Below are 23,888 nucleotides of genomic sequence, written 5' to 3'. Positions count from 1 at the left end.
GAGCATCCTTTGCCCTCTTCCGGGTAGGTTTGGATTCATTCAGGGACGAGGCGCCTCCGGTCGATCAGGCCGGCTGACAAGATCAGCCCGCGGCCTTATTCGCGGGCACGGCGCCCGGCAGAAACCGCTGATCCGGAAGAGAAGTACCGGTGCCTTTGGACGCCGGTGCAGACTTCGCAATACGACCGGCCTGGCAGCCTAACCGGCTGCCAGGCTTTTGCTTGACCCACAACCAGTGGGCAACTCCCCATACTCTCCGGCCAAAAACCGCCCGGAAAACACTTCCCGGTTGTTCAACACGCCGACAAAATACAGACTAACTCATTGGTAGGCAATGTGTTAAGGCGGCCCGGCAATCCCTCCCATCCACGCGGCACTGCCGTTGCAGTCTGTGCCTCCGGAACGAACAACACAACCGCAGGGCACGCTGGTATGAAAGTAAAGTTCGTACTGACGATGGATGACGTCACGGTCGAAGAGAAGCGGATTGACCAGATTGTTCTCGACTGGGTCAGCGAAGTCGACCAGGAGGAGATTATGGAGGTTTCCCACAAGTGGATTACCACCCAGAACTTCCTCACCAACAGGATGCTCGGATTGACCCGGGTTGGGGAGTCCTCGCTGACCATCGAACCACTCGAAGAGGCCCATGATGTCGAATATTGAGCTACTCAGCCAGATCAAGCAGGCGGCTGATCAGGCCTCCCTCAAGGCCGAAGAATACTCGGGCGTCGTCAGCTCGATCAAGGCGTTCATTGTCGAGCACTTCGGCCAGAACGGGCTGATTGCCACTTACGCCGTCCTGTTCATCGTGGCCGTCCTGCTCCTGTCCAAGGTGGCCAAGCTCACCTTCTCGACGCTCAAGTACCTGGTGGTTCCGGCCCTGGCCCTGGCTTTTCTGGCCACCCTGTTTCTTCATTGTTCATTCCTGGTGGCCTTGCCGGTCACGGTGACCTTCTGCTCGTTGTTTCTGCTGTTCAGGGGATAGAATCCCACACCAGTCGGGCGCCTCCCATTTCCGGCGGGCGTTCTTTCAAAACGCAACTCTGCGCTGAAACACCGCAACGGGTTGTGCTTGGCGGACATACATGCCGCCGGAGCCGTCGGCAGTCCCCTTGCTCTTACCGGGGAAGAAACACGCGAAACAAAAACAACTCTAATGCACGAAAAGAAGACCTGCATCAACTGCGGACATATGCTGGCCAGCAGAGACGGTGTCTGGTTGTGCGAAAACTGCAACCCTGACTCCGGCGTCTACGCCCAGCCGTTCTTTGAACCGTCGGATTCGGACGAGTACGTCTTTATCGAATGCCCCGGCGCTACCCTCTACGAACCGGGCACGCGCAAGGTGACGGCCGGCGTCGAGTTTCTCGATGAGGACGACCCTCTCAAGGGATACCGGATAATCAAGGAGCCGGTGTTCGCCCCTACCCATGCGCGGAGACGCAGGATCAGGCGCGAGGCGCTGGGCAAGATACGCCGCTGTCAGGGCTGTCAGGATTATACCATTCGGATGCTCAGGCCCGAAGGCCGGGATTTTTTCATCCCCTCACACAAACACCCCGGCCGGAAAAAGCTCAAGGCCGTCACCCACCGCAACTACCTGTGACGTTGTCGGGCGGGGTCACGCGCAAACGTGATTGCAGTCCTCGCCGCCGCCACATACATTACCGGCATGATCACCATGAACGCCGCCGGCCGGACCGGCCAGGGTTGAGATGCCTGCCTATTCCCGTATTTCCTTAGCCGCCCCGGTCATTCTCGCGCTGATCATCCTGGGGAGTCTCTTTCTTGTAAAGCTGCCCGAGCATACCAACCTGTGGAGGGAGGCGGGCAGTTTCGGCCACCTGCCGCTGTTCGGCCTTCTTTCCCTGGTCTTCCTGAACCTGTCCCGGCGCCTGCTCGGTGCCGGACTTCGCACCAGACTGAACCATTACCGCCTGGCGCTGGCGGCTTCGATAGTCTCGGGCGGGCTGGTGGAGTTGGTCCAGTATTTCGGGCCGCGTGATGCCGACCTCTGGGATCTCGCCCTTGACGCTGTCGGCTCACTGGTATTCCTGGCCGTCGTTGCCACGTTTGACCGTCACCTGTCGGAAGGCGACCGGCCGTGGGGACGTGCACCGGCCCGGGCCATCCGCGCGGCGGCGGTGTTGCTCGTGCTGGCCGGATTCATTCCCACCGGCCTGTGGCTCGGCTCATATGCGTATCGCAGCGCAAACCTGCCCTGCCTGTGCCGGTTCGAGTCCTTCTGGGAAAACCGTTTCCTGGCCGCCGCGCACGCCGATCTGGAAATCACCCCGTCACCGACTTACTGGCGGCGCGAGAAGACCTCAAAGACCGCTCACGTGCTCTTCAAGCCGGCGCCCTACTCCACGGTTGCCCTGGTGGAACCCTACCCCGACTGGACGGGTTACCGCAGCCTGGCCATGACCCTGTTCAACCCCCGGGACACGGCAGTTACCCTTGATCTGCGCATCCACGACCGCCGGCACAACAACCAGTACCACGATCGTTACAACAAAACCCTGTCTCTCAGCCCGGGCGAGAACGTCGTAACGATCTCGTTGAACGAAATCGAGTACGCCCCGGTTGGCAGACGGCTCGATATGCGGTCACTGGCGGCTGTATCGCTTTTTGCCGCCGACCTATCGGACACGCTCTCGGTGTTCCTTGACGAGGTCTGCCTGCGCTGAGATGGCCGGTGCAACTTCAGCGACGACCCCCCGTATTCTCTTATAGGAATAGCTTGTTTATATTTCACTGGAGGGCATCATGACGGGAGGATCACGCGTATCGTGCGCCGCGGCCGCGCTGGCGCTGATTATGTTGACAAGCGGGCCGGCCCTGGGCGGCTGGTGGCCCCTTGGCCACAGAAGCGAAAGGGGATCAGGCCGGGTGGTAGAAGAAGAGCGCCGGGTCGACGACTTCACGCGCATCAAGAGCAGCGGCTCGTGCGACCTTCTCGTAACCGTAGGTTCCGGGAAGAAAGTAACGGTCGCGTTCGACGACAACCTGATCGACTATATAATCACCGAGGTTCACGGACGTACCCTGGAAGTCTATTCCGAAGGTTCATACTCCTCGCACCGCGGCTGTCTCGTGGAAATAACCGTACCGATACTTGAATCCGTCAAGGTGTCGGGTTCCGGGGACGTCACAATCGAGCACCTCGAGGGCGGCGATTTCAGCTACTCGGTCTCCGGATCAGGCGACCTCCGAGCAGAGGGTGAAGTCGACGAGGTGGAGATCAACGTATCCGGCTCCGGCGACGTCGACGCGCGCGATCTGATTGCCAAGGTTGCCTGCGTCACGATCAGGGGATCGGGCGACGTGCACGTGTACGCCGGCGAAAGCCTCGATGCCCGCGTCTACGGCAGTGGGGACATTTACTATTATGGTAATCCTGATCCCGCCCACACGAAGGTATACGGCTCGGGGGATATCCGGCACAAAAGGTGATCGCTTCTTCGCTGCAGCGGGGAACGAACCGAATAAAGCCGATGATTGCGGGTAAAGTCACACGGGCGGGCGTTCACAGGCCTGCCCGTTATCACATATTCCCGAGTTCTGCCTGCCCTGAGAGAGGCCTGTGATCGAACGGCCGGCAGGTGGCTGCCGGCATGCATGATCGCTGGTTTTTGATCTCGAAATGTGATCCTAACCTTCTATTTTTCAAAGAGATAGCATGTGTTTTTTGCTTGCGAACAGATGTAGAAATGGTTATTATTTTATACTGATAATTGGACTAAGATTATGATCACGAATCGGTTCGACCGCAAGGCCAAAGGGCCCCAGGCCATCTCCGGCCTCGTGGATAAAGTCATGGGGTCGCTGGGCCTGTCACAGACGTACAACGGCTGGCAGGTTGTCACCCGGTGGCCGGAGATAGTCGGCGAACAGATTGCCGCCCGGGCACAGGCCGTGCGGTATTCCGAGGGTATCCTCTATGTCGCCGTCAAGGACGCGGTCTGGCGCCAGGAGTTGGCGATGCAGATCGGCGAGATCCTGCAGACTATCCGAAAGTATCCGTTCGGGCGCGCGGTCAAACAGGTACGGCTCGTCAGGGGTGAGAGAAGGAAGATACACGATGACTACTCAGGTTAGCGATATCAGCGACAAGACAGGAAAATCCGCCGACGAAAGACCGCTTGGTCACAAGTACGACGCCACCACCATCCAGGTTCTTAAAGGGCTGGAGGCGGTGCGCCGTCGGCCGGCTATGTATATCGGTGACGTCAGTCAGCGCGGCCTGCACCACATGGTCTACGAGGTAGTCGACAATTCAGTCGATGAGGCCATGGCCGGATTCTGCGACAAGATCTCCGTCGAGATCGGCAAGGACGGTGCGGTGACGGTAACCGACAACGGACGCGGCATTCCCGTTGAGAAACATCCCACGCAGAAAGTGTCGGCTCTGGAAGTTGTCATGACGACTCTGCATGCCGGCGGCAAGTTTACCCATGAGAGCTACAAGGTGTCCGGCGGTCTGCACGGTGTCGGCGTCTCGGTGGTCAATGCGCTCTCCGAATGGTGCTGGGTCGAAGTCAGCCGCGACGGAGACCTCTACCGCCAGGAATACGAGCGCGGTACCGCCCGGGCGCGGGTCAAGAAGATCGGCACGCACAAGAAGAGCGGCACCAGAACCTGTTTCCTGCCCGATTCCCAGATCTTCGCCAAGAGGGAGTTCAAGTTCGACATCATCGCGTCGCGGATGCGCGAACTGGCCTTCCTCAACCAGGGCCTGGCCATCAAACTGATCGATCACCGCACCGATAAGGAAATCGATTTCATGTCCCGAGGTGGTCTGTCCTCCTTCGCCGAGTACCTCAACGAGGGGAAATCTCCGCTCTTCAAGAAGCCGATCCACTTCCGCAAAGTCCGGGACGGCGTGGATGTCGAGGTGGCCATTCAGTACAACGACGGATATGCTGAGTCGGTTTACTCGTACGCCAACAACATCAACACGCTGGAGGGCGGAACCCACCTGACCGGCTTCCGAACCGCCCTGACGCGCTCGATCAACAACTACGCGGCCAAGAATAAGATCCTAAAGAAGGATAACCTCACCCTGGTCGGCGAAGACAGCCGCGAAGGGCTCACGGCGGTCGTATCGGTCAAACTGAGAGAGCCTCAGTTCGAGGGTCAGACCAAGACCAAGCTCGGCAACTCAGAAGTCAGGGGGGCCGTCGAGTCGGTTACCAACGAGTACCTCGGAGCCTTCTTCGAGGAGAATCCGCCCGTCGGCAGGAAGGTCGTGGAAAAGCTGATCGCCGCCGCAACGGTCAGGGAGGCGGCGCGCAAGGTCAAGGAACTGACACGCCGCAAGACGGCCCTGGACAGCGCCGCTCTGCCCGGCAAGCTGGCCGACTGCAGCTCAAAAGAGCCGGAGCTGTCCGAACTGTACATCGTCGAGGGTGACTCAGCGGGAGGCTCGGCCAAACAGGGACGGGACCGCCGCTCTCAGGCGATCCTGCCGTTGAGGGGTAAGATTCTCAACGTCGAGAAAGCCCGCATCGACAAAATACTGTCGAATACGGAAGTCCGCGCCATGATCACCGCACTCGGCTGCGGCATTCGCGAGGATTTTGACGCTGACAAGGTCCGCTATCACAAGATCATCATTATGACCGACGCGGACGTCGACGGATCGCACATCCGCACGCTCCTGTTGACCTTCTTCTTCCGTTACATGCGCGGCCTGATCGACCGCGGCTATATCTATATCGCTCAGCCCCCGCTGTACGGCATCCGGCACGGCAAGGCCATGCGCTATGCCTACTCGGAGGAAGATAAGGAACAGATCCTCAAGCAACTACCCGACACGGGTATCTCCGTGCAACGGTACAAGGGTCTCGGAGAAATGAACCCCGAACAGCTCTGGTCCACCACCATGAACCCGGAGACCCGTACGCTGGCGCAAATACAGTTCGAGGACGGCGACACTGAGCGACTGTTCACCATTCTCATGGGTTCCGAGACCGCTCCCCGCCGGGAGTTTATCCAGCAAAACGCCCAGTACGTCCGAAATCTCGACCTTTGAGGGATATCCGGTTCCGAAGGTTACGCTCGCTCGCGGCTGACGTGCGAAAGTGCCGTGCAGGCCGACTCAGTCGCCACTGCGGCCGGGGCCGGAAGGAATCTCGCCGGACTCTTCCGCCGGAGGATTCAGGATCTCCTCGGGTATCCTGACTTTCGGCCTGAAAACACCGATGTACCGCTGGTACCACTTCCAGTTCTTCTTTTCCTGCTTGTACCACTTCTTGACGGCTTTGTCGCGTCTGGCCGCGACGGCGTCGAAGGCCTCGATCCTGGTAATCAGGAACTCGATTGACTCGCGCTTCTCCAGCGCGGAGCGGAAGGTATTGTAGTCCTTGAAATTGAATATTGTCTGTACGATCGGCTCGAAGAAGATCAGTATTTGCGAACCGATGAAGTTGAGCGGCTTGACGGACTCCAGAAACAGAATGGCCGGCACGGTCATGCCTTTCTCTATAGTTTTCCGCGCCAGCTTCTCCAGAACCGCCTGCTCCTCTTCAGGAAACGGGTTCTTCTCGGACTCAGGCAGGTTTATGCCGCCCTTGAGAAAACTCACTCTCGATTCCCCTTCTGGCCGCTGCCGGCCGGCGGTCTCTCCGGCGCTGATTCAGCGTCGACGGGCACCGTCCGCCCCAGACGCCGCCGAACAAAGGCCGTGACCTCGTCGCGATTGTCGGAAAACAGCATATACAGACCCCTGAAGTTCTCGAGCCGGGACGGTCCCGTGAAGGGAGACAGGAGAATGCCGTTGCCGTCCGGGTAACAGCTCCGGTAAAGCGACCAGTCCTTATGCAACGTCTGAGTTACCGTCTTGACCATGATTTCCCTGTCGCTGAGCCGGTATGACGTGGGAAAATAGAACCTGGCCAGCGAGGCAAACAGGATTACCAGGCCGAGCAGGGCAAAACCCGTCGACGCGGTGGAATAGTAGATCAGGATTGCCACGACGATAATAAAGCCGCTCACCACAGCGGAAACCGCCGGTCGCCGCTTGAGCGGATGGCTCGTCCACTGAAGAGACTCGCCGCCGCCGGTTGCCTGGCTGTCCGTCTGCCCGGGTTTCGATGTCTCGTTGTATGCCACGACCTGCCCCGACTCATTCCGGCTGCCGGTATCGCTCCTTCTTGACCCGCTCCATCATTTTCAGGAGTTCGTCGGGCTCGATCAGTTTCTTTTCGATCAACAACCGCACCAAGGCTTCCTGTGCAAGGTTATTCGACAGGGCAAGCTCCTCGTACGTAATGTCCCTCTCCTTGCCGTTGACCACCATCTTCAGGGCGATTTTCTTTTCAACCATTCTCCCATCTCCGGTCTTTGCTGGAGTCAATCTGAGCGCCACACCAATATAGGCAACGGGGGTGTATCGGGAAAGGAGACTCGCAGAAAAAGTCCGCCCGCTCGCACTATGGAGCCTGCGCGTCTGAAGCGGGCAGCGCGATCCCCACCTGGACGGGTGCGGCGTCCTGGATGCGATAGATGGGCATTTCGATGTTCTCACGGTTCTCGCCGAAAGTCACCCGGGCGGCGGCGCCGTCGTAGCCCCGAACCTGCCGCAGTTTTTCGATCAGCTTTTCGCGCGTCACGCCGCCGTCAAGAACCGCCCGCGTGATGCAACGAACGGCGTCGTATCCAAGCGCCGCCAGCCGTTGCGGCGGCTTGCCGTAGCGTGTATCGTAGGCCGTTGAAAAACTCGTGTACTCCCGGCCGGCGGACGTCTGAAGAAAGGGCGAGGGGAATACCGCCTCTTTGGTGATGTCGTCTCCCAGCCGGTAGATCGCCTCATCACCCCAGCCGTCGGAACCAAGATATACGGCGCTGAGGTTGTAAAAATGAATCTGGGGAAGCAGAAGCCTGAGCTGACTGGCCGTCCCCGGGAGATACAGGCAATCCACGTGCGCCGGGATGCCGTCAACTTCCAGCGTGTCACCCGAAACGTCCACGAAGTACACGGAATCAGACGGCACACCCAGCAGCGCGGTCTTGATGTCCTGCACGTACGGACCGAAGTCCTTGTCCCTCGGTCGGTAGTACTCAACCGCGATTATCGTACCGCCGGACTCCGCGAACCGCTTGGCAAAGGCCCGGGACATCTGGAGATGATCGGTGGAGGTGGAAGTAATGATCGCCGCCGTGTCGGCATGCAGATTCATGACGGCGTACTCGGCCATCTGCACCGCCTGCAGTTCAATGTTGGGCGAAAGCTGGAAGGCGCTTCGGTTTAGTCCCGTCAACCCGGCCTGGGTTGCCGCCGGCGCGATCAACGGAAGGTTCTCGCAACTGAGCACGGCCGAGACAACGGCCGCCTCGTCGGACGTCAGCGGGCCGATTACCGCGTCGGTGGACGAGTTGGCCAGCTCCCGGATGATCCGAGCCGCGTTGATCGGGTCGCGCTTGGTATCGTAAGGTACCAGCTTGACCGCCTTGCCGGTCTCCCGACGGTACAGTTCCGCCGCGATGACCGCCCCGTTGTAAATCTCGTCTCCGAACGCCTGCATCTCGCCGGACAACGGCAACACCACGGCCACTTCCAGCTCCCGGCTCAAGTCGTCGTCCCGAGCCTGCTGAACCACCGCGGGATCGAGCTTCTCGCCGCACATCGCAAGCAGCGTCTTCGCCGAATAGACTTCGTTGCGCTTCACCAGCACCTCGGCCACCGACCTGATCAGGCGGCACCGTTTCTCCGCCTGAAGCTCGGTAAAGTCCGCCGGACCGACACTCACCGTGCCGGCACGATCCAGGAGCGCGCGAATGGAGCCGATCACCAGCTCATCCAGGGCGGCGTCACCCGACAGACCGAACGCGTCGATGTAGCTGGCCAGCGCACGACTGAGATTGCCCCGGTGATGATATATATTCCCCGCAAAGAACCGGGCGTGGGCACAGTAAGGAGAACCCATGAACCGCAGCGCAAAGCTGTTGAAGCCGGCCAGGGCTTCATCGTACTCACCGAAGTAGTACTCGGCCTTGGCGCGGTTGAACAGAAACAGGTCGATGTTCCTGGAACGAGGGAACCTGCCGGTCAGTTCTTCGAAGATCCTCGCCGCTTGCAGCCAGTCGCCCTGGCGAAGCATACGCTTCCCCTGCGCGTACAGGGAGACAGCCTCGGGAACATCGTCGAGAGATTCACCGGCGACATGTGCCGCGTTACCCGAGATCAGCAGCAGCACTATGGCGGCAGTAGCGAGGCGCATCTAGAGCGTGTATTTTCCGAAATCTTCAGGATTGATCTTCCGCAGCCGTTCGCGCAATGATTCCGGATCAGTCGGCATCGAGGGGCTTCCGGCAGACCCCTGGGCGTCGATCGTAAACAGGTCCTCATTGACGTAAATCGCGCTGCCGGACTTGAGCGCCAGTGCAATCGAGTCGGAGGGCCGGGCATCGATCTTGTATAACTCGCCGTCACGTGATACATGGATCAGGGCATAGAACGTCTGTTCACGCAACTCGGTGATCTCAACCCGATCCACCTGGGCACCCAGCGACTCGATCACGTGCTTGATCAAATCGTGAGTCAGCGGCCGCTTGGGGCCGACACCGGAGAGCTCCATGGCGATGGCCCAGGCCTCCGCGTGGCCGATCCAGATCGGCAACACCTTCTCCAGCTCTTTCGGGACCAGTATCACCACCGGTGTATTGGTGGTCATGTCCAGAGCCAGCCCCTCGAGTTTTACTTCGATCATGGCCATGGATTACGATTTCTTGATGACCCACAGTTTCAACTGTGCGACGACTTCTTTCTCCACCTTAATCGGGACGGTGTACACACCCAGTGACTTGATCGGCTGCTCCAGCTCAATCGCCCGCCGGTCGATCGTGATGCCTTCCTTTTCAAGAAGGCCTGCTATTTCCCGGCTCGTCACCGAGCCAAACACTCTCTCCTCCTCCCCGACCAGGACTTCGGTCGAGAGGGAGAGTTTCTCGATCTTGTCCTTGATAATCTCCGCCCCCCGGCGCTTTTTCTTTTCCTGTATCTGCCGTTGCTTTTCGATCTCCGCGATGGCTTGCAGGGTTGCCTTCGTCGCCGGAATCGCAAGGTTGCGCGGGATCAGGTAGTTGCGCCCAAATCCGTCTTTAACCTCAATCGTCTCGCCGGCTGATCCCACGTCCGGCACGTCTTCACGCAGTATCACTTTCATATGTTACCTCTCGCGTCAATCAATATACACAATTTTAACCCGTTGCCAAGTCAATCCGAGGCAAACCGGGGCCGCCAGTCATGCAGGCCGGTCAGGAATCCCACAAGGGCCAGCACAAGGTACCCGGCGACTCCGGTCGGGGCAAGCAGCAGGTAGATAACCAGTCTCAGGCCCCAATGGATCCTGAATCGTCGCAGGTAGAACTCCACTACCGCCAGACCTGCCAGGCAATAAAAAACCGAAAGGGCCGCCAGGACGTTGTCGGCCGCAAGCTGTGCGGTTCCCCCAAAAAACACCCTGGCGCCGACGCCCGCAAGCACCAGAAGCGTCAGTGCCCGCGGCATTCCCCAGTGAACGAACGACTTCAGCAACGAAACCTCGCCCGTCTCGCGCTGCTTAATTTCGGCGAACCAGAGAAACCCGATCGAATACTGAGCCACGGCACTCATCACAACCGACGCCGGCAAAAGCCGGACGAAGGTCCTGAATATCCTCTCCAGCGATTCCCCGTACTTCGCGGCCAGGCCGCCGCCGAGCAGGCCCGGAGACGCCCCCTGTTGCAGCCCGGCTATAACGTCCCTGGCCGCCGCAGAAGCGGCCGCGTGCATCTGGGGCCAGCGTGGGATTATCCACATAAGACTGAAAAGAACCACCACGAAAAGACCGCCAAGATAGCAGGTCCGGTACCCGGCCCGGGCCTCCGCAAGCCTTCCGACCACAAGCCCGGCACCGAAAATCATGGCTAAGTCACATAGCAGGTCCCACCCCTCGACCCGACCCGAGAGCAAGTAGCCGATCGCTAACGCCCCCAGGAAACCGGCCCAGAGCAGATAGAACCGTCGGTTATGGGCCTGCCTGGCAATGCCGTAGTACAGATACACGGCCAGCGCGTATGCCGCTGCCAGCACCAGGACAGAGGGCAGAAGATCCCGCGTCATGCCACCGACACCGTACTTCAGCCCGGAATACACAAGCATACCGGCCGGCACGGGCCAGACAGTCGGGCTCGGCCTCGAAGTCACTGGACCCTGCGATTCCGCGAGACATTCCTTTTAGCGGAACGACTCGCTCACATAGGGCGTGATTGCCATATGGCGGCTCCGCTTGATGGCCCGGGTCAGTTTGCGCTGGTGCCTGGCGCAGTTGCCGGAGATCCGGCGGGGCACGATCTTGCCGCGCTCCGTCACAAACCGCCTTAACACGCGGTCTTCTTTGAAGTCAATGTAATCGATGCGGTTTTCACAGAAGCGACAGATTTTCCTCCGTCGGCCTCCGTACATGCTGCGTTTGCGATCTGGATACATGATAATTCCTGTGTCTTGAGTTCCCGTTATAAGCCGGACCTGCCAGCCGCTAACTGCCCCCCGTCCGCCGAAATAAAGGGTGCCCGTACCTGACGACGTCTGTTGCAGGCAGTGCCGCAAATCGATGACGAGCAACGACCCCACTGGCACAGCCGCCTCACGAGACCCGCTTTCGGACCGGCCCAATCAGCCGGTATCCGTCCTTGCGGCACGGCCCTAAAGCTCCTCTTCCTCCTCCTCAACCGGCTTAGCGACCGGCTCCGGTTCAGGGGCGGGCTCCGCCTCAGCCTGGTCTTCAGGCGTGAGCGGCTTCTCAGACGGCTCCTCGACCGGAGCTTCCTCACCAGTCACGGCCTCTTCCGCCGGGCTCTCGGTCGTCGAGGCCTCGGCGACTGGCTCGAGTTTCTCTACAGGTTTCGCGGTCACTTCCGGCTCAGCCGGGCGTCGCGACTCTCTCTCGGTTGCCCCTGCGGTTTCCGGCCTCTCCCCCTCTTCCGTGAGCGAGCCTTCAAAGAGGATGGTCAGGTAGCGGACGTAGGGTTCTTCAAGCCTGTAGTGGCGAGTCAGCAACGACAGGACCTCGGGGGAGCCTTCAAAAACGACGTCGGCGTAGTAGCCCTGGGTAAGTCCCTTGATCTCGTAGGCCAGGCGGCGCGTCCCCATCCGGTTTTGGCGCAGAATCGTGCCTCCGTTGCCGGTAATGATATCCAGCACCGCCTTGACCTGCCGGTCAATCGTGGCATCATCCACCTGGGGATTGATAATGAACGTTGTCTCGTAGGTCTTCACGTGCAGACCTCCCTTCGGACGTTGGTTAAAGGTTCAACGGCTCCCCTGAAACTCACTGCCTCGTGCCGTTCGGGGGAGCAGGGCTCTTGTTGTATTTTGACATCACCTCATCGAGGGGATGACCGGCAGCAAATATAACCGCCTGAGACGCTATGGCAACCATTTCTTCGACGGTTTCTTCTTCCTCCGGCTCAAACCGCGCCAGGACGAAGTCTGTGGCTGGCGAAGTATCCTGAGGCGGGCCGATACCCAGGCGGAGCCTCGCAAAATCCTGGGTTCCCAATTCGTCGATTATTGACGCCAGCCCGTTATGCCCGCCGTCGGAACCGAAAGCTCGAATGCGAACCGCCCCCAGCGGCAGTTGGAAGTCATCGAGCACAACCAGCAGCCTGCTTATCTCAAGGCTGCTGTCGGCGAGCAGCTGATGCACGGCCAGCCCGGCGCGATTCACAGACGTGCCGGGCTTGGCCAGGTAGATCTTTCCGGCCGGCAACTCGGCGACCGACCACTGGTACAGATCAGCGTCCGGCCCGGCCGACGCATTCAACTCCCGGCATACCCGGTCCACCACCTCGAAACCGATATTATGCCGTGTACCGGCGTACCGATCACCCGGGTTGCCCAGGCCTGCAATCAAAGAAATCACGTTGCTCCATCAACTGCATTTACGGGCAGAAGCTTCGGAAAGTAACGTCTCGTCCCGGAAAGTCAAGGATACCGCGGTAAGGCCGGCCGGCACAGAGTCACACCGAACATTTCGGCGACAGCGGCAGTGCCCCGGCAATGGTCCGCCCCGCCTATTCCTGGTCAGGCGCATAGCGGTCGAGTGAAAACCGGTAGCCGGTCCCCCTGATTGTCTCGAAATATCTCGGTTTCTTCGGGTCATCCTCGAATATCTTGCGGATCTTCAGGACGAAATTGTCGATAGTCCGGTTGGTCGGGTAGATGTGATACCCCCAAACGGCATCGAGGAGCTGGTCCCGGCTGACGACTTCCCCCTCACGTTCCACCAGGTACTTGATTACCATGCATTCTTTACGGGTAAGCCTGGACCCGCCTCGCGGACCCGCGGCTTCGAACGTACGGAAATTGACTCGCCGGCCGTCAAACTCATACTCGTCATCGACCGATCCCTCGGCCGCCAGCCAGGCCTGCCTGCGAAAAATCCCCTGGATCCGCGCCAGCAATTCGGCCGTGTCGAACGGCTTGGTGAGGTAATCGTCCCCTCCGGCCAGAAGGCCCTCCACCTTCTGCTCCGCCTGATCGCGAGCGGTAAGAAAGAGGATCGGCACAGTATCCCCCCGACTGCGGATCTCCTTGCAGATAGTCAGACCGTCGGTCCCGGGCAGCATGATGTCCAGCAGAACGAGATCAAACATGCCCTTGTCGAACTCCTCGAGCACCAGGTGACCGTCGGCCGCGTGCACCACCTGGTAGCCTTCAGCCTCGAGGTTCATAGTCAGGCCGTCGGCCAGGTGCAGGTCGTCTTCAACCAGCAATATCGTTTTCACGTACTTTGCTCTGTTTCAGGGTTATGGTGAACCTCGCACCTTTGCCCGGACCGTCCGAGCGGGCGGTGACGTCGCCACCGAGCGCCCTGACGATCTCCCGGCAAAGGTACAGCCCCAACCCTGTTCCTTCCGAGCCCCGCGTCAGCTCGTCGCCTACGCGGTAGAAGCGCTCGAAAATCGTTTCCAGCTCTTTTCTTTCCAGCCCGATACCACGGTCGGCGATTTCAAGCACGATCCTAGAGTCCCGCACCGAAAGGCTGACATCGATCTCGATTCCCCCGGCGACGTGGTATTTCAGAGAGTTTTCAAGAATCGCGTCGATCGCGCGTCCCAGCGCCATCTCATCACCATGGAACGTCACGTCTTTTTCCAGGTTCGGCTTGACGGCAATGGGCACCCGGGTGGTGATACGCTCGAGGGCCGCAATGCGTTCCTGAACAAGACGGGTCAAGTCGAAGTATTCAAGATTGAGCGTGTACCCCGCGCGCTCAAACCGTCCTGCCTCAAGAATCTTCTCCACATGCTTCTCCAGCCGGCTGACGTCCTCTTTCATCTTCGGAATGACCGCCTGCTTTTTGGCGTCCGGTATCTTCTGCGACGTGAGAGTATCAAGATATACCTTGATCGACGAAAGGGGCGTCTTCAGTTCATGCGTTACGGCCAGGAGAAAATTCTGTTGATGGAACTTCAGCTCCTCGGTTTTCACCAGCGACCGGTAGATCAGCCAGATGCCGGCAAATATCAGAAGCAGAAAGACAACCCCCTCCAGGCCTACCATGACCTGCCTGGAAATCTCTTCCTGATGCAGGCTGTCAACGAACTGCCCTGACGCACCGAGTTCCTCGGCCAGAAGGACCTTCTCGTCGACCAGGCGGGCCATGAACACCACCCACCAGACAGCCTGGGCCAGCAGGAAAACGACCATGGCGATGAACAGACCGAGGGCCGTCTTGGGCGATAACTTAAAGGGCATAAAAAATACGTCTCTTCTTCAGTTTGCCGAGGATATGGTACCATTCAGCGCGGCGCGGCGCAACCGGGCTGATGCCATGCCGGGGCAATTCCGCTCCGCAGGAGGCCCCGGGTGCGTATTGAGTGTACCGTCGGACGGGCGTGGCTTGCCGACCCCGGGGATCATAACTCTACCGTGTTGAGGCGTACTGAATTCAGGACGACAAAGACCGACGACAGGCTCATCGCAGCCGCCGCGATCATCGGCGAGAGCGTCAGGCCTATCAGGGGATAAAACACTCCCGCCGCCACCGGGATAGCCACGGAGTTGTAAAAGAAGGCCCAGAACAGATTCTGTTTGATTACTCGAAGGCTCAGCCGGGCCAGGGTGAACATTTTCTGGATCGACATCAGATCGTCCCTTACCAGAACCACGTCGGCCGTTTCCATGGCCACGTCGGCGCCGCTGCCGATGGCCACCCCGACGTCGGCTTCGGCCAGGGCCGGAGCGTCGTTAATGCCGTCTCCGACCATCGCTACCCGATACCCGGCCCGGCGGTAGGATTGCACGATCAGCTTTTTCTGGTCCGGTTTGATCTCTGCCTCATACTCTTCCAGACCGAGCGAACGGGCGATTCCCTCGGCCGTCCGGCGGTTATCGCCGGTGATCATACTCACGCGCCTGCGGCCGTCCTTGAGGTGCGCGATCAGCTCCCGCGCGTCCCCCCTGAGCCGGTCAGCCAGCGAAATCGTGCCCACCACGTTGCCGTCTATCGCAGCGTAGACCACCGTTCGCCCCAGTTCCATTTCGCGGGTGCCGGGAAGCAGCGATGGTCCGAAATTGACACCTTCCGCGTCCATCAGCGAGCGGCTGCCCAGGACTACCCGGTGTCCGTCAAACTCGCCGGTCATGCCGTACCCCGGTCTGGCTAAGGCGTTCCTGATCACGCACGGCTCGACCTGCCGCCCCCTCATGTACCTTGCAATCGCCGCTCCCACCGGATGCTCCGAGCCTGCTTCCAGCGAACCGGCGACCCGTATCATGCTTTGCTCCGAGAGGTGTCCAAAGGTCCGTACCGCCACGACGTCCGGCCGACCGTCAGTGAGAGTACCGGTCTTGTCAAACACAACGGTGTCAATCGTGGTCAGCCTTTCGAGGACGTCGCCGCCTTTGATAATAATTCCCTCGCGGGCGGCACGGCCGGTACCGGCCAGCACGGCCGTCGGAGTGGCCAGACCGAGAGCGCAGGGACAGGCGATGATCAGCACCGAGATTACCGACTGCACCAGCATCGGATGCCCCGGAGCCAGCCAGAGCCAGAGCGCGAGCGTAATAAGAGCCACGCCCATTACGGCCAACACAAATACCGCCGCCACCCGGTCAGCCAGCTTTTGCACCGGGGCCTTTTTTGACTGCGCCTCGGCGACCAGCTGGATCACGTTCGCCAGGAAACTGTCCTCGCCGACCGAGGTTACCGTCATTTTAAACGGGCTGTTACCGTTAAGCGCTCCCCCAAGGACTCCATCTCCAGCCCGCTTTTCCACGGGCATAGATTCCCCGGTCAACAACGACTCGTCAACGGATGGATTGCCTTCGAGCACCGAGCCATCGGCCGGCAGCCGCTCGCCCGGCCTGACCAGCAGCACCATGCCCGGCCCAACGTCGGCTGCAGCCATCTGGACCTCAGCACCGTCAATGATCGCGGTAGTCGCCGCCGGGCGAAGCCTTAGTAAAGACTGGATTGCCGCACCGGCTTTCCGCCTGGCCCGGGCTTCCAGGTAACGGCCCAGCAGAATCAGCGTTACGATCATCCCGGCCGACTCGAAATACAACGGTGCCGGTCTGCCGGCGGACACCTGTGTGAAGGCGTAAATCGACCACCCGTAGGCCGCCAAAGTCCCCATGGCAATGAGCGAATTCATGTTTACCCGGAAACGGATCGCCTGGCGAATGGCGTCGGCAAGGATGCCTCGCCCCGCGTACAGCAGAACGACGGCTGCCAGAAGCGCCTGGGCCAGCGTATCTACAGGCAGGGAGTGAACCGGCCCGCCGGTAAACATGGGCCACATCGCCAATACAACCAGGGGCGCGGATAAAACCGCCGCCAGCACAAAGCTCCGCCGGGCGGATTCCGCCTCCTGCTCATTGGCACGCAGAAGATCGAATTTGCCGGCGGTGGCCGAGTACCCAAGCTCCGCGACGCGCCCGATGATTGCCTTCTCATCCAAGCGGTCGACGTCATAGACCACGGCTGCCGAACCAATAGCCAGATTGACACGGCACTCGCTTACCCCGGGCAGTTGGGAGATTCCGTGCTCGATGCTGCGAACGCAGCCGGCACAATGCATACCCTCAATTCTGAGAGTCACTTCACCGCTCTTGGTCATGATTGCCAATATAACACTTCCGGTCGCAACCGGTTCAGCAAAAGACCAGCCTATCTGATACCCATCAGAATGAGCAACTGGGGGCAGCGGCGCAGCAGTTCCTTGCGGATCTTGGCCCTGGCGCGATGCAGATACCAGCGGACGGTCGCCTCAGGCATTTCCATGATGCTGGCCACGTCGTCCACCGTGCAGCCTTCCACGTCGCGGAGCATAAAGGCCGAGAGCTGTTTCTCATTGAGAGTGCCGGCGGCCCTCTCGATGTGGGCCTTCAGCTGACGGCGGCGATGGGACCATTCCGGATCCGCCGCAGAGCTCTCCAGGCTGTCGTGCAGGTTCTCGATCGACTCGTGTCGATGTCGCTGATGCTTACGCATATGGTCAATTGACGCGTTTACCGTGATCCGGTACAGCCACGTGTAGAATTTCTTCCTCTCGTCATATCGCGAGATATTGCGGGCCATCTTGACAAACACGGTCTGCACGACGTCGGCCGCTTCATCGTAATCACCGACGACCCGGTACGCCAGCGCCGCCACCTGCTTGCGATACTGCTTGACAATCTCGTCGAAGGCTCCCTTGTCACCTTCCTTGAAGCGCGCGATCAGCCTCCGGACACAAACCTCGTCGTCGACCCGCCCCGTCTCTTCGGCCCGGCCCAATGCCTCGTTTCCCGTTGTCATAATCTTATCCTCCGCTCACGGTCCGCCCCGGCGACACAAAATGGAGTAAACTACTCTATTAAGTAGTAATATCCGGGAGCGTTGGCAAGTCGATTATTGCCCCCGGGGCAAAAAAAAACGCCCGATCGGGCGTTGCAGAGTAACCACCGACCGTCGGCGGTCTACATGTCGTTGAGGATGAAGTCGCGGGGGTTCAGCGCCTTACCGTTACGCCAGACCTCGTAGTGCAGGTGGGGGCCGGTGGAATATCCGGTCGAGCCCATATACCCGATGACATCGCCGCGCTTGATTCTGGTCCCCCGTTGGGTCGCGATCTCGGAAAGGTGCGCATACCTCGACACGAAACCGTAACCGTGATCGACCACAATCATCTTGCCCATGCCGCCCGCCCGGCCGGCGCTTCGAATCTTACCGTCGGCGGCTGCTATGATGGCGGTGCCGGTACGGTTGGCGACATCTATACCTCGGTGGAACTGCTTGTAGCCGGTGAACGGGTCGTACTTCATCCCGTACCCGCGGGAATTCCAGCCCTTTGTGGGCCAAATGGACGGAGTATGGTCAAGCCGATCCTTGAGACCCCTGAGTTCTTTCTCCACTTCGCCGAATTTCTCCAACTCAAACCGGGAAACGCGCAGCAGGCGATCTACCTCCACCTCGGTGCCGTAGGCCTCCTGCTGCGACTCACTCATCTCGGCAAACGATGGTGAGGTTGGACCGCCGATACCCAGCTGCCGCTCCTCGACGCTGATGTCCGGGAGATCGAACATCGTTCTGATCATGATCTCCTTTTCCACGAGTTCGCCATAGCGCGCGTCCGTTTCGGCCAGATCCCAGCGCAGTTGTTCGTACTTGGTCATCAGTTGACGGTTCTCCGTACGCAACTGGGCCAGTTCTTCCTGAGTGACACGATCTCCGAAAAACTCGCCCGCCAGGAAGAAACTCACCACGAGGAGAACCGCGACAAAGGCTCCGGCGGCGTACAGGAGTACGACCGGGACCTGGAGTTCTCTGGATGTCCCGGAGGAATCCGGGATGACCATGAATGTTAACTTCTTACTGCGCATACTATTATATCCGACAGGCGGCACCAAGAGACAAAAACATCGGGTACCCTGAAGGACCGGTTGACTATCGTTGCCAATGGTACCGGCTCATCGTACCGACTGTCAAGGAAAAAGTGCCCGGCTACTTTATCAGGATATATTCCCTTCTGAGCACCTTGTTCACAATTCGTACCAGCTTGTCCGAGGCCACACCCTGCAGACTGTACAGGTGCCAGTACGTCTTCTTGGGCAACCCGTTTTTCTTCTTCCTGCTCTTGGTCATTGCCTGTCCCTTTCCCGGCCCGGTTGCCCGACAGCCAATGATCAAGGTCATGACGTCATGACTATGTATCGGGCAGAAACGGCCGGATGTTTACAGGTTCTCCGAGCTGCATATTGCAGAATGTATGCCAGTCACCCGAACCGGTAGACAGCATCTTTGACTAACCTTATTTTGTTCTCTCACAATGTGTTACGAAGCACGCGCCGACGTCCGCCGGACCCAAAAACGCAAATCCGGTGCAGAATATGGTTACGCCTCTACAGGTACTGGGGCAGGGTCTACTGGGCGGTTGTGCAAAGTTTGAACAGATGATTAACCGGCGCGCAGCCGGGTCCGCATCGTCAGCGCCGGCTTGCTGATCACCGCGGTCTCGCGAATTGACATCATGCCGCCCGGCTCATACATTCCGGCCAACGTTCAAAGTGGAAAGGAAACGCGATGACCGCACTGCGCGACAAGATTATTCTTATCACAGGCGCTTCGTCCGGTATCGGTGAGGCCACGGCACGCAAGTTCGCCGAGGCAGGGGCCAGGCTTATTCTGGCGGCACGGCGCATGGACCGCCTTGAATCACTGGCCTCCAGGCTGCCGACCGAAAGTCATCTGGTGCAACTCGACGTCCGGAACCGGGCGACGGTGGAGAAAACCGTGGCGCAACTGCCGGAACCCTGGGCCGCCATCGACGTCCTCGTGAACAACGCCGGCTTGTCACGTGACCTGGAGAAGCTGCACGAAGGCAACCCGGAGAGCTGGGAGGAAATGATTGACACCAACGTCAAGGGGTTGCTTTACGTCAGCAGGGCCGTTATCCCCGGCATGGTCAGGAGGGGCAGGGGACACGTCATCAACATCGGATCGATCGCCGGTCACGAGGTATACCCCGGCGGCAACGTATACTGCGCCACCAAGTACGCGGTGACGGCGCTCACCAAGGCAATGATGATTGACCTCGTCGATACCCCCATCCGTGTTTCAACCGTCGATCCCGGCATGGTCGAGACGGAGTTCTCGCTCGTCAGGTTCCGTGGTGATGCCGCCCGGGCCGGGAAGGTCTACGACGGGCTGGTTCCCTTGTCCGGAGACGACATTGCCGAGGCGGTACTATGGGTTGCCGGTCGCCCCGCGCACGTCAACATCGCCGAGGTGATCGTGCTGCCGAAAGCCCAGGCTTCGTGCGGGGTGGTCCACCGGCGACCGGATCAGGCGTCGTAGTATCTCTCGAACTCGTACGGGGTGGGCCGTTTGTTGATGTCGAGAATCTCCCGTCGCTTGATGGCCACCCAGCTTTCAACCAGATCCTCGGTAAACACGCCTCCCTTTAGCAGGTAATCGTGGTCGGCCTCCAGGGCGTCCAGGGCCTCTTCAAGTGAAGCGGGCAGGTGATGAATCCGGGCCAGCGCTTCAGCAGACATAGCATCGAGATTCTTGTCCAGGGGCAGACCGGGGTCTATCTTGTTGCGGATCCCATCCAGACCGGCCATGAGCATAGCCGCATAGGCCAGGTAGGCGTTCATCGTTCCGTCGCCGGTCCGAAACTCGATGCGCATCGTTTTAGGGTCGCGCTGGTAACCCGGAATACGAACACAGGCGGTCCGGTTGGCCACCGAGTACGTACCGGCCACCGGGGCTTCGAAACCGGGGATCAGGCGTTTGAAGGAATTGGTGGAAGGATTTGAGAACGCCACCATGGAATCGACGTGTTTGAGCAGGCCGCCGATGTAGTGCCGGCCAAGCTCGGATAGCTGCGCCGGGCCCGTTTTCCCGTAAAAAAGCGAACCCCCGGCACCGGCCAGGTACTGGTGAACGTGCAGGCCGGACCCCGGCTCGTCGAACAGCGGTTTGGGCATGAACGTAGCCGACTGGTTCTGGCTGAAGGTGTAGTTCTTCACCACGTATTTGACCAGCATCGACTTGTCTGCCATTCTCAGCAGGGTGTCAAAGTCCACCTCGATCTCATGCTGCCCGCCGCCGCCAACCTCGTGATGGTGATATTTTATGGGAATACCGACGTCGGCCAGAAGGGCACAGATCTCTGAGCGGAGGTTGTACGTTCGGTCCCTCGGTGGAGCCGCGTGGTATCCTTTCTTGTATGGAATCTTGTATCCGAGATTCTCTTCGTCCTCGCCCGGGTGCCACTGCGCTTCATCTGAGTACAGTTCGTAGAATCCCGCCGCCGAACCCTGAAAGAAATTCACCCGATCAAAAACGTAGAACTCGAACTCAGGCCCAAGAACTATTGTGCTTCCCTTCAGCGTTTTCGCCAGGAATCTCTCGGCGTCGGCTGCCACTCGTCGCGGATCGCGAGAATAGGGTTCCATCTTCTTTCCCGTGGCCACGATGTTGCCGATCATCGACAGCGTCGGACGCTCGAAGAACGGGTCGACGAACGCGGTCGCCGGGTCCGGCCGCATAATCATGTCGCCGCGCTCAATAGAGGCCCAGCCCGGCACCGAGGAACCGTCGACTCCCACCCCGTCCGAGAACAGGCTGGCCTTTAACGACGAAGCCGGCAGCGTCAGGTGATGCCAGCGGCCGGGCAGGTCACAGAATTTCAGATCCAGAAACTCGATCTCTCTGTCTTTGACCATCCTGCGAAGTGTATCCAGTTTCATTTCATCCTCCCATGCCGATTCCGCCGCTCACCGGAGAAACGTACAAGTGAACGATTTCACATAATGTACTACTTCCCGCCGGTAAGGCAAGGGGTTACGGCGCCCCGTGCGCAAAAAGTGTTTCCGGCTGACGGCCCGATCGTCTATCTTGCGGCCGCAAACTCAAACCCGGGGGAATCGGCATGAGACGTTTATTGACCGGCCTGGCTCTGCTTCTGGCCGCCGCCAGCCTTCACAGCGGTGACCTGACGACAACCTCAGCTTCGGATGCACTCCTGCCCCTGTTGGACAGTGCTCTGCAACAGGTAGGGAAAACGGCCGAGGATATCCGGTTCGACCAGGACGAGATGGCCACCTGGGGAGGCGATCGGTGGCGGCTTACCTGTTTCACCCTGTTCCACCGGCACCCCTTGAAGCTGCTGCGGCACGGAGAAGTCAACCTCGAGGCGCTCACCGATGACGTGACCGATATCACATCGCTGGTTACCCGCGCCGCCCGACTGATAGACCACCCCATCTCTCGCTCCCTTATCGGGGACCAACTGTCATCGTACCTTATCTACCCGGACTCGGTTCCCGTTCCCTCGATTACCGGCAGCAAAAACGTCCTGGTCGGCGCACAGTACCGGGCTTTGCGCCGCCGCATCGACCTGATCTACCGGATCGCCGACGACGACGAGTCCTTCTTCAAACGGGGATTGAAACCGGTCGACAAGGGCAAGTACCGGCAGGGGCTCTACGAGTACTTCGTTGAGGACGAGCCGGAGTACCACGATCTCGTCTACGAACTCGCCGACAAGATTGATTTCAACCGGATGATAGCGGGCGCTCAGGATATAGCCGAAGCTGCCCGGCGGGCGGTGGATTCGGTAGAACTGCTCTCATTCCCGGCCTTCAAGGTGGAGATCAAGACCCGCAAGGGGCTGATCGTGGTCGGAACCTCCGGCGACGATACATACGACTACCTTGCCCCGCCGCTGATCATTTTCGACGGCGGAGGTAACGACGTTTACCGGCTGGCGGGTTACCCGGACAAGTACCCGCTGACGGTCATCATCGACGTCGCCGGCAACGACCGCTATATCTCGAACGACAGCACAAAACCCGGTATCGGCGGGGCCGTCATCGGCATGTCCGTCCTGATTGATCTGTCCGGAGATGATTACTACCAGGCGGTAAACCTGGCCCAGGGGGCCGGGCTGTTCGGTATCGGAGCCGTCATGGACCTTCAGGGCAACGACGTCTACGCGGCACGTACGTTCAGCCAGGGCGCGGCGGCGTTCGGCATCGGTATCCTGGCCGACAGCAGCGGCAACGATTCCCTTTTCTGCCTCTCGTCGTCACAGGGCTTCGGCTACACCAGGGGGTGCGGCCTGCTGGTGAATTACGAGGGTGATGACCGATACGTCGCGGACGACGCCGACATTGTCAACCCCTCGCCGCAGACAGCCGAGCATAACGCCTCGCTGGCTCAGGGGGTCGGGTTCGGCAAGAGGGCCGATTACATCGACGGCCACAGCTGGGCGGGCGGCGTCGGCATTCTCTGCGACGGAACCGGCAACGACCGTTACTCCGCCGGGCTGTTTGCCCAGGGATGCGCGTACTGGTTTGCCGTCGGCATGCTCCTTGACGGGGGCGGCGACGACGACTATTCGGGTGTCTGGTACGTCCAGGGGTCCGGCGCCCATTTCGGTGTGGGTTACCTTGACGATTTCGGCGGTAACGACTCTTACACGGCCACTCACAACATGGCGGCAGGGGCCGGACATGATTTCACCGTGGGATGCCTCAATGAGCGCGGGGGCGATGATACGTACACGGTTCCCAATCTGTCGCTCGGCGGCGGCAACGCCAACGGCATCGGTCTCTTCCTGGATCATGCAGGCGATGACGTATACAACACGCAGGCAGGAGTCACCCTTGGCCGGGCCAACGCCTCGGCAGCCGGCGCGCGCCGGTTCCTGCACGTGATGGGTATCTTTGTCGACGGCGGCGGCAACGACACCTACCGGGAGGCCTATGCCGGTAACCGCACGCGCTGGATCGGTCCGGCTTCCGACGCCGACCACCCCAGCACCTTCGAAATCGGTGTCGGCATAGACCGCTGAACGCCGCCCGGCGGATACCGTCATCAGGCACCGTCGGGCCGGCTGCG

General features: G+C 59.8%; 26 protein-coding genes. 9 read left to right on the top strand and 17 right to left on the bottom strand.

What is annotated here, in order from left to right:
• The first annotated feature begins 432 nt into the window (after positions 1-432).
• The 7 genes from VMY05_06840 (at position 433) to gyrB (ending at position 6,040) form a co-directional block, all read left to right on the top strand.
• Entirely contained in the window at positions 433-666 is a 234-nt protein-coding gene (locus VMY05_06840; GenBank protein ID HUV30784.1) for a hypothetical protein, read from the top strand.
• The gene (locus tag VMY05_06835) at positions 650-988 is read left to right on the top strand and encodes a hypothetical protein (GenBank protein HUV30783.1); all 339 of its coding nucleotides are present in this window, start codon (positions 650-652) and stop codon (positions 986-988) included. Before VMY05_06840 ends, VMY05_06835 begins: the two co-directional genes overlap by 17 nt.
• A gap of 207 nt (positions 989-1,195) precedes the next feature.
• Positions 1,196-1,609 carry a hypothetical protein gene (locus tag VMY05_06830; protein HUV30782.1) on the top strand — a complete coding sequence of 138 codons (414 nt, stop codon included), beginning with the start codon at positions 1,196-1,198 and terminating at the stop codon, positions 1,607-1,609.
• A gap of 109 nt (positions 1,610-1,718) precedes the next feature.
• Positions 1,719-2,693 (top strand): hypothetical protein, encoded by a 975-nt coding sequence (locus VMY05_06825; GenBank protein ID HUV30781.1) that lies wholly within the window; start codon positions 1,719-1,721, stop codon positions 2,691-2,693.
• Positions 2,694-2,772: 79 nt separating this feature from the next.
• A complete protein-coding gene (locus VMY05_06820) occupies positions 2,773-3,459 on the top strand; it encodes a head GIN domain-containing protein (GenBank protein HUV30780.1) in 687 nt (228 codons plus the stop codon).
• Positions 3,460-3,753: 294 nt separating this feature from the next.
• Positions 3,754-4,104 (top strand): DUF721 domain-containing protein, encoded by a 351-nt coding sequence (locus VMY05_06815; GenBank protein ID HUV30779.1) that lies wholly within the window; start codon positions 3,754-3,756, stop codon positions 4,102-4,104.
• Complete coding sequence (gyrB, locus tag VMY05_06810; GenBank protein ID HUV30778.1) at positions 4,088-6,040, top strand: DNA topoisomerase (ATP-hydrolyzing) subunit B; 1,953 nt, start codon at positions 4,088-4,090, stop codon at positions 6,038-6,040. Before VMY05_06815 ends, gyrB begins: the two co-directional genes overlap by 17 nt.
• A gap of 66 nt (positions 6,041-6,106) precedes the next feature.
• Here gyrB and VMY05_06805 read toward each other — a convergent pair whose 3' ends face one another.
• The 16 genes from VMY05_06805 to VMY05_06730 form a co-directional block, all read right to left on the bottom strand.
• Entirely contained in the window at positions 6,107-6,592 is a 486-nt protein-coding gene (locus tag VMY05_06805; GenBank protein HUV30777.1) for a hypothetical protein, read from the bottom strand.
• Complete coding sequence (locus VMY05_06800; GenBank protein HUV30776.1) at positions 6,589-7,119, bottom strand: hypothetical protein; 531 nt, start codon at positions 7,117-7,119, stop codon at positions 6,589-6,591. Before VMY05_06800 ends, VMY05_06805 begins: the two co-directional genes overlap by 4 nt.
• A 13-nt stretch (positions 7,120-7,132) precedes the next feature.
• Positions 7,133-7,333 carry a hypothetical protein gene (locus tag VMY05_06795; GenBank protein HUV30775.1) on the bottom strand — a complete coding sequence of 67 codons (201 nt, stop codon included), beginning with the start codon at positions 7,331-7,333 and terminating at the stop codon, positions 7,133-7,135.
• A 106-nt stretch (positions 7,334-7,439) separates the two neighbouring features.
• Positions 7,440-9,227 (bottom strand): penicillin-binding protein activator, encoded by a 1,788-nt coding sequence (locus tag VMY05_06790; protein HUV30774.1) that lies wholly within the window; start codon positions 9,225-9,227, stop codon positions 7,440-7,442.
• A complete protein-coding gene (locus tag VMY05_06785; GenBank protein ID HUV30773.1) occupies positions 9,228-9,722 on the bottom strand; it encodes a bifunctional nuclease family protein in 495 nt (164 codons plus the stop codon).
• A 3-nt stretch (positions 9,723-9,725) separates the two neighbouring features.
• Positions 9,726-10,172, bottom strand: coding sequence for a 50S ribosomal protein L9 (gene rplI / locus VMY05_06780; GenBank protein ID HUV30772.1), 447 nt, complete (start codon positions 10,170-10,172; stop codon positions 9,726-9,728).
• Between the two features lie 50 nt (positions 10,173-10,222).
• Positions 10,223-11,149, bottom strand: coding sequence for a DUF2232 domain-containing protein (locus VMY05_06775; protein ID HUV30771.1), 927 nt, complete (start codon positions 11,147-11,149; stop codon positions 10,223-10,225).
• 75 nt (positions 11,150-11,224) lie between these two features.
• Positions 11,225-11,476, bottom strand: coding sequence for a 30S ribosomal protein S18 (gene rpsR / locus VMY05_06770; GenBank protein HUV30770.1), 252 nt, complete (start codon positions 11,474-11,476; stop codon positions 11,225-11,227).
• Between the two features lie 216 nt (positions 11,477-11,692).
• Entirely contained in the window at positions 11,693-12,265 is a 573-nt protein-coding gene (rpsF, locus tag VMY05_06765; GenBank protein HUV30769.1) for a 30S ribosomal protein S6, read from the bottom strand.
• 52 nt (positions 12,266-12,317) lie between these two features.
• Positions 12,318-12,902, bottom strand: a complete 585-nt coding sequence (pth, locus tag VMY05_06760; protein ID HUV30768.1) for an aminoacyl-tRNA hydrolase — start codon at positions 12,900-12,902, stop codon at positions 12,318-12,320.
• A 160-nt stretch (positions 12,903-13,062) separates the two neighbouring features.
• Positions 13,063-13,776, bottom strand: coding sequence for a response regulator transcription factor (locus VMY05_06755; GenBank protein HUV30767.1), 714 nt, complete (start codon positions 13,774-13,776; stop codon positions 13,063-13,065).
• Positions 13,754-14,749, bottom strand: coding sequence for a HAMP domain-containing sensor histidine kinase (locus VMY05_06750; GenBank protein ID HUV30766.1), 996 nt, complete (start codon positions 14,747-14,749; stop codon positions 13,754-13,756). Before VMY05_06750 ends, VMY05_06755 begins: the two co-directional genes overlap by 23 nt.
• A gap of 161 nt (positions 14,750-14,910) precedes the next feature.
• A complete protein-coding gene (locus VMY05_06745) occupies positions 14,911-17,097 on the bottom strand; it encodes a heavy metal translocating P-type ATPase (GenBank protein ID HUV30765.1) in 2,187 nt (728 codons plus the stop codon).
• 68 nt (positions 17,098-17,165) lie between these two features.
• Positions 17,166-17,795, bottom strand: a complete 630-nt coding sequence (locus VMY05_06740) for an RNA polymerase sigma factor (GenBank protein ID HUV30764.1) — start codon at positions 17,793-17,795, stop codon at positions 17,166-17,168.
• 161 nt (positions 17,796-17,956) lie between these two features.
• Positions 17,957-18,859: a peptidoglycan DD-metalloendopeptidase family protein gene (locus tag VMY05_06735; GenBank protein ID HUV30763.1), complete on the bottom strand. Its 903-nt coding sequence runs from the start codon at positions 18,857-18,859 to the stop codon at positions 17,957-17,959.
• A gap of 121 nt (positions 18,860-18,980) precedes the next feature.
• Complete coding sequence (locus VMY05_06730; GenBank protein ID HUV30762.1) at positions 18,981-19,121, bottom strand: hypothetical protein; 141 nt, start codon at positions 19,119-19,121, stop codon at positions 18,981-18,983.
• A 438-nt stretch (positions 19,122-19,559) separates the two neighbouring features.
• On the opposite strand from VMY05_06730, the gene VMY05_06725 reads away from it, so the two are divergent.
• Positions 19,560-20,333 carry an SDR family oxidoreductase gene (locus tag VMY05_06725; GenBank protein HUV30761.1) on the top strand — a complete coding sequence of 258 codons (774 nt, stop codon included), beginning with the start codon at positions 19,560-19,562 and terminating at the stop codon, positions 20,331-20,333.
• On the opposite strand, the gene glnA is transcribed toward VMY05_06725, so the two are convergent.
• On the bottom strand, positions 20,321-21,733 hold the full coding sequence (gene glnA, locus VMY05_06720) for a type I glutamate--ammonia ligase (protein HUV30760.1): 1,413 nt from the start codon (positions 21,731-21,733) through the stop codon (positions 20,321-20,323). The two genes, VMY05_06725 and glnA, sit on opposite strands and share 13 nt — an antisense overlap.
• Positions 21,734-21,915: 182 nt before the next feature.
• Between glnA and VMY05_06715 the strand changes: the two genes are divergently transcribed.
• Complete coding sequence (locus VMY05_06715; protein HUV30759.1) at positions 21,916-23,841, top strand: hypothetical protein; 1,926 nt, start codon at positions 21,916-21,918, stop codon at positions 23,839-23,841.
• The last annotated feature ends 47 nt before the right edge of the window (positions 23,842-23,888 follow it).

This window comes from Acidobacteriota bacterium, from assembly GCA_035529075.1.
GTDB lineage: Bacteria > Zixibacteria > MSB-5A5 > GN15 > FEB-12 > DATKXK01.
The sequence above is the reverse complement of the archived record's forward strand: the minus strand, read 5'-3'. Positions and strand labels throughout refer to the sequence as shown.

Bases quoted from the DNA above. Each gene is read 5' to 3' on its own strand.
- VMY05_06840 (HUV30784.1), top strand. From the start codon at position 433: ATGAAAGTAAAGTTCGTACTGACGATGGATGACGTCACGGTCGAAGAG.
- VMY05_06835 (HUV30783.1), top strand. From the start codon at position 650: ATGATGTCGAATATTGAGCTACTCAGCCAGATCAAGCAGGCGGCTGAT.
- VMY05_06830 (HUV30782.1), top strand. From the start codon at position 1,196: ATGCTGGCCAGCAGAGACGGTGTCTGGTTGTGCGAAAACTGCAACCCT.
- VMY05_06825 (HUV30781.1), top strand. From the start codon at position 1,719: ATGCCTGCCTATTCCCGTATTTCCTTAGCCGCCCCGGTCATTCTCGCG.
- VMY05_06820 (HUV30780.1), top strand. From the start codon at position 2,773: ATGACGGGAGGATCACGCGTATCGTGCGCCGCGGCCGCGCTGGCGCTG.
- VMY05_06815 (HUV30779.1), top strand. From the start codon at position 3,754: ATGATCACGAATCGGTTCGACCGCAAGGCCAAAGGGCCCCAGGCCATC.
- gyrB (HUV30778.1), top strand. From the start codon at position 4,088: ATGACTACTCAGGTTAGCGATATCAGCGACAAGACAGGAAAATCCGCC.
- VMY05_06795 (HUV30775.1), bottom strand. From the start codon at position 7,333: ATGGTTGAAAAGAAAATCGCCCTGAAGATGGTGGTCAACGGCAAGGAG.
- VMY05_06790 (HUV30774.1), bottom strand. From the start codon at position 9,227: ATGCGCCTCGCTACTGCCGCCATAGTGCTGCTGCTGATCTCGGGTAAC.
- VMY05_06785 (HUV30773.1), bottom strand. From the start codon at position 9,722: ATGGCCATGATCGAAGTAAAACTCGAGGGGCTGGCTCTGGACATGACC.
- rplI (HUV30772.1), bottom strand. From the start codon at position 10,172: ATGAAAGTGATACTGCGTGAAGACGTGCCGGACGTGGGATCAGCCGGC.
- VMY05_06775 (HUV30771.1), bottom strand. From the start codon at position 11,149: ATGCTTGTGTATTCCGGGCTGAAGTACGGTGTCGGTGGCATGACGCGG.
- rpsR (HUV30770.1), bottom strand. From the start codon at position 11,476: ATGTATCCAGATCGCAAACGCAGCATGTACGGAGGCCGACGGAGGAAA.
- VMY05_06750 (HUV30766.1), bottom strand. From the start codon at position 14,749: ATGCCCTTTAAGTTATCGCCCAAGACGGCCCTCGGTCTGTTCATCGCC.
- VMY05_06740 (HUV30764.1), bottom strand. From the start codon at position 17,795: ATGACAACGGGAAACGAGGCATTGGGCCGGGCCGAAGAGACGGGGCGG.
- VMY05_06735 (HUV30763.1), bottom strand. From the start codon at position 18,859: ATGCGCAGTAAGAAGTTAACATTCATGGTCATCCCGGATTCCTCCGGG.
- VMY05_06730 (HUV30762.1), bottom strand. From the start codon at position 19,121: ATGACCAAGAGCAGGAAGAAGAAAAACGGGTTGCCCAAGAAGACGTAC.
- VMY05_06725 (HUV30761.1), top strand. From the start codon at position 19,560: ATGACCGCACTGCGCGACAAGATTATTCTTATCACAGGCGCTTCGTCC.
- glnA (HUV30760.1), bottom strand. From the start codon at position 21,733: ATGAAACTGGATACACTTCGCAGGATGGTCAAAGACAGAGAGATCGAG.
- VMY05_06715 (HUV30759.1), top strand. From the start codon at position 21,916: ATGAGACGTTTATTGACCGGCCTGGCTCTGCTTCTGGCCGCCGCCAGC.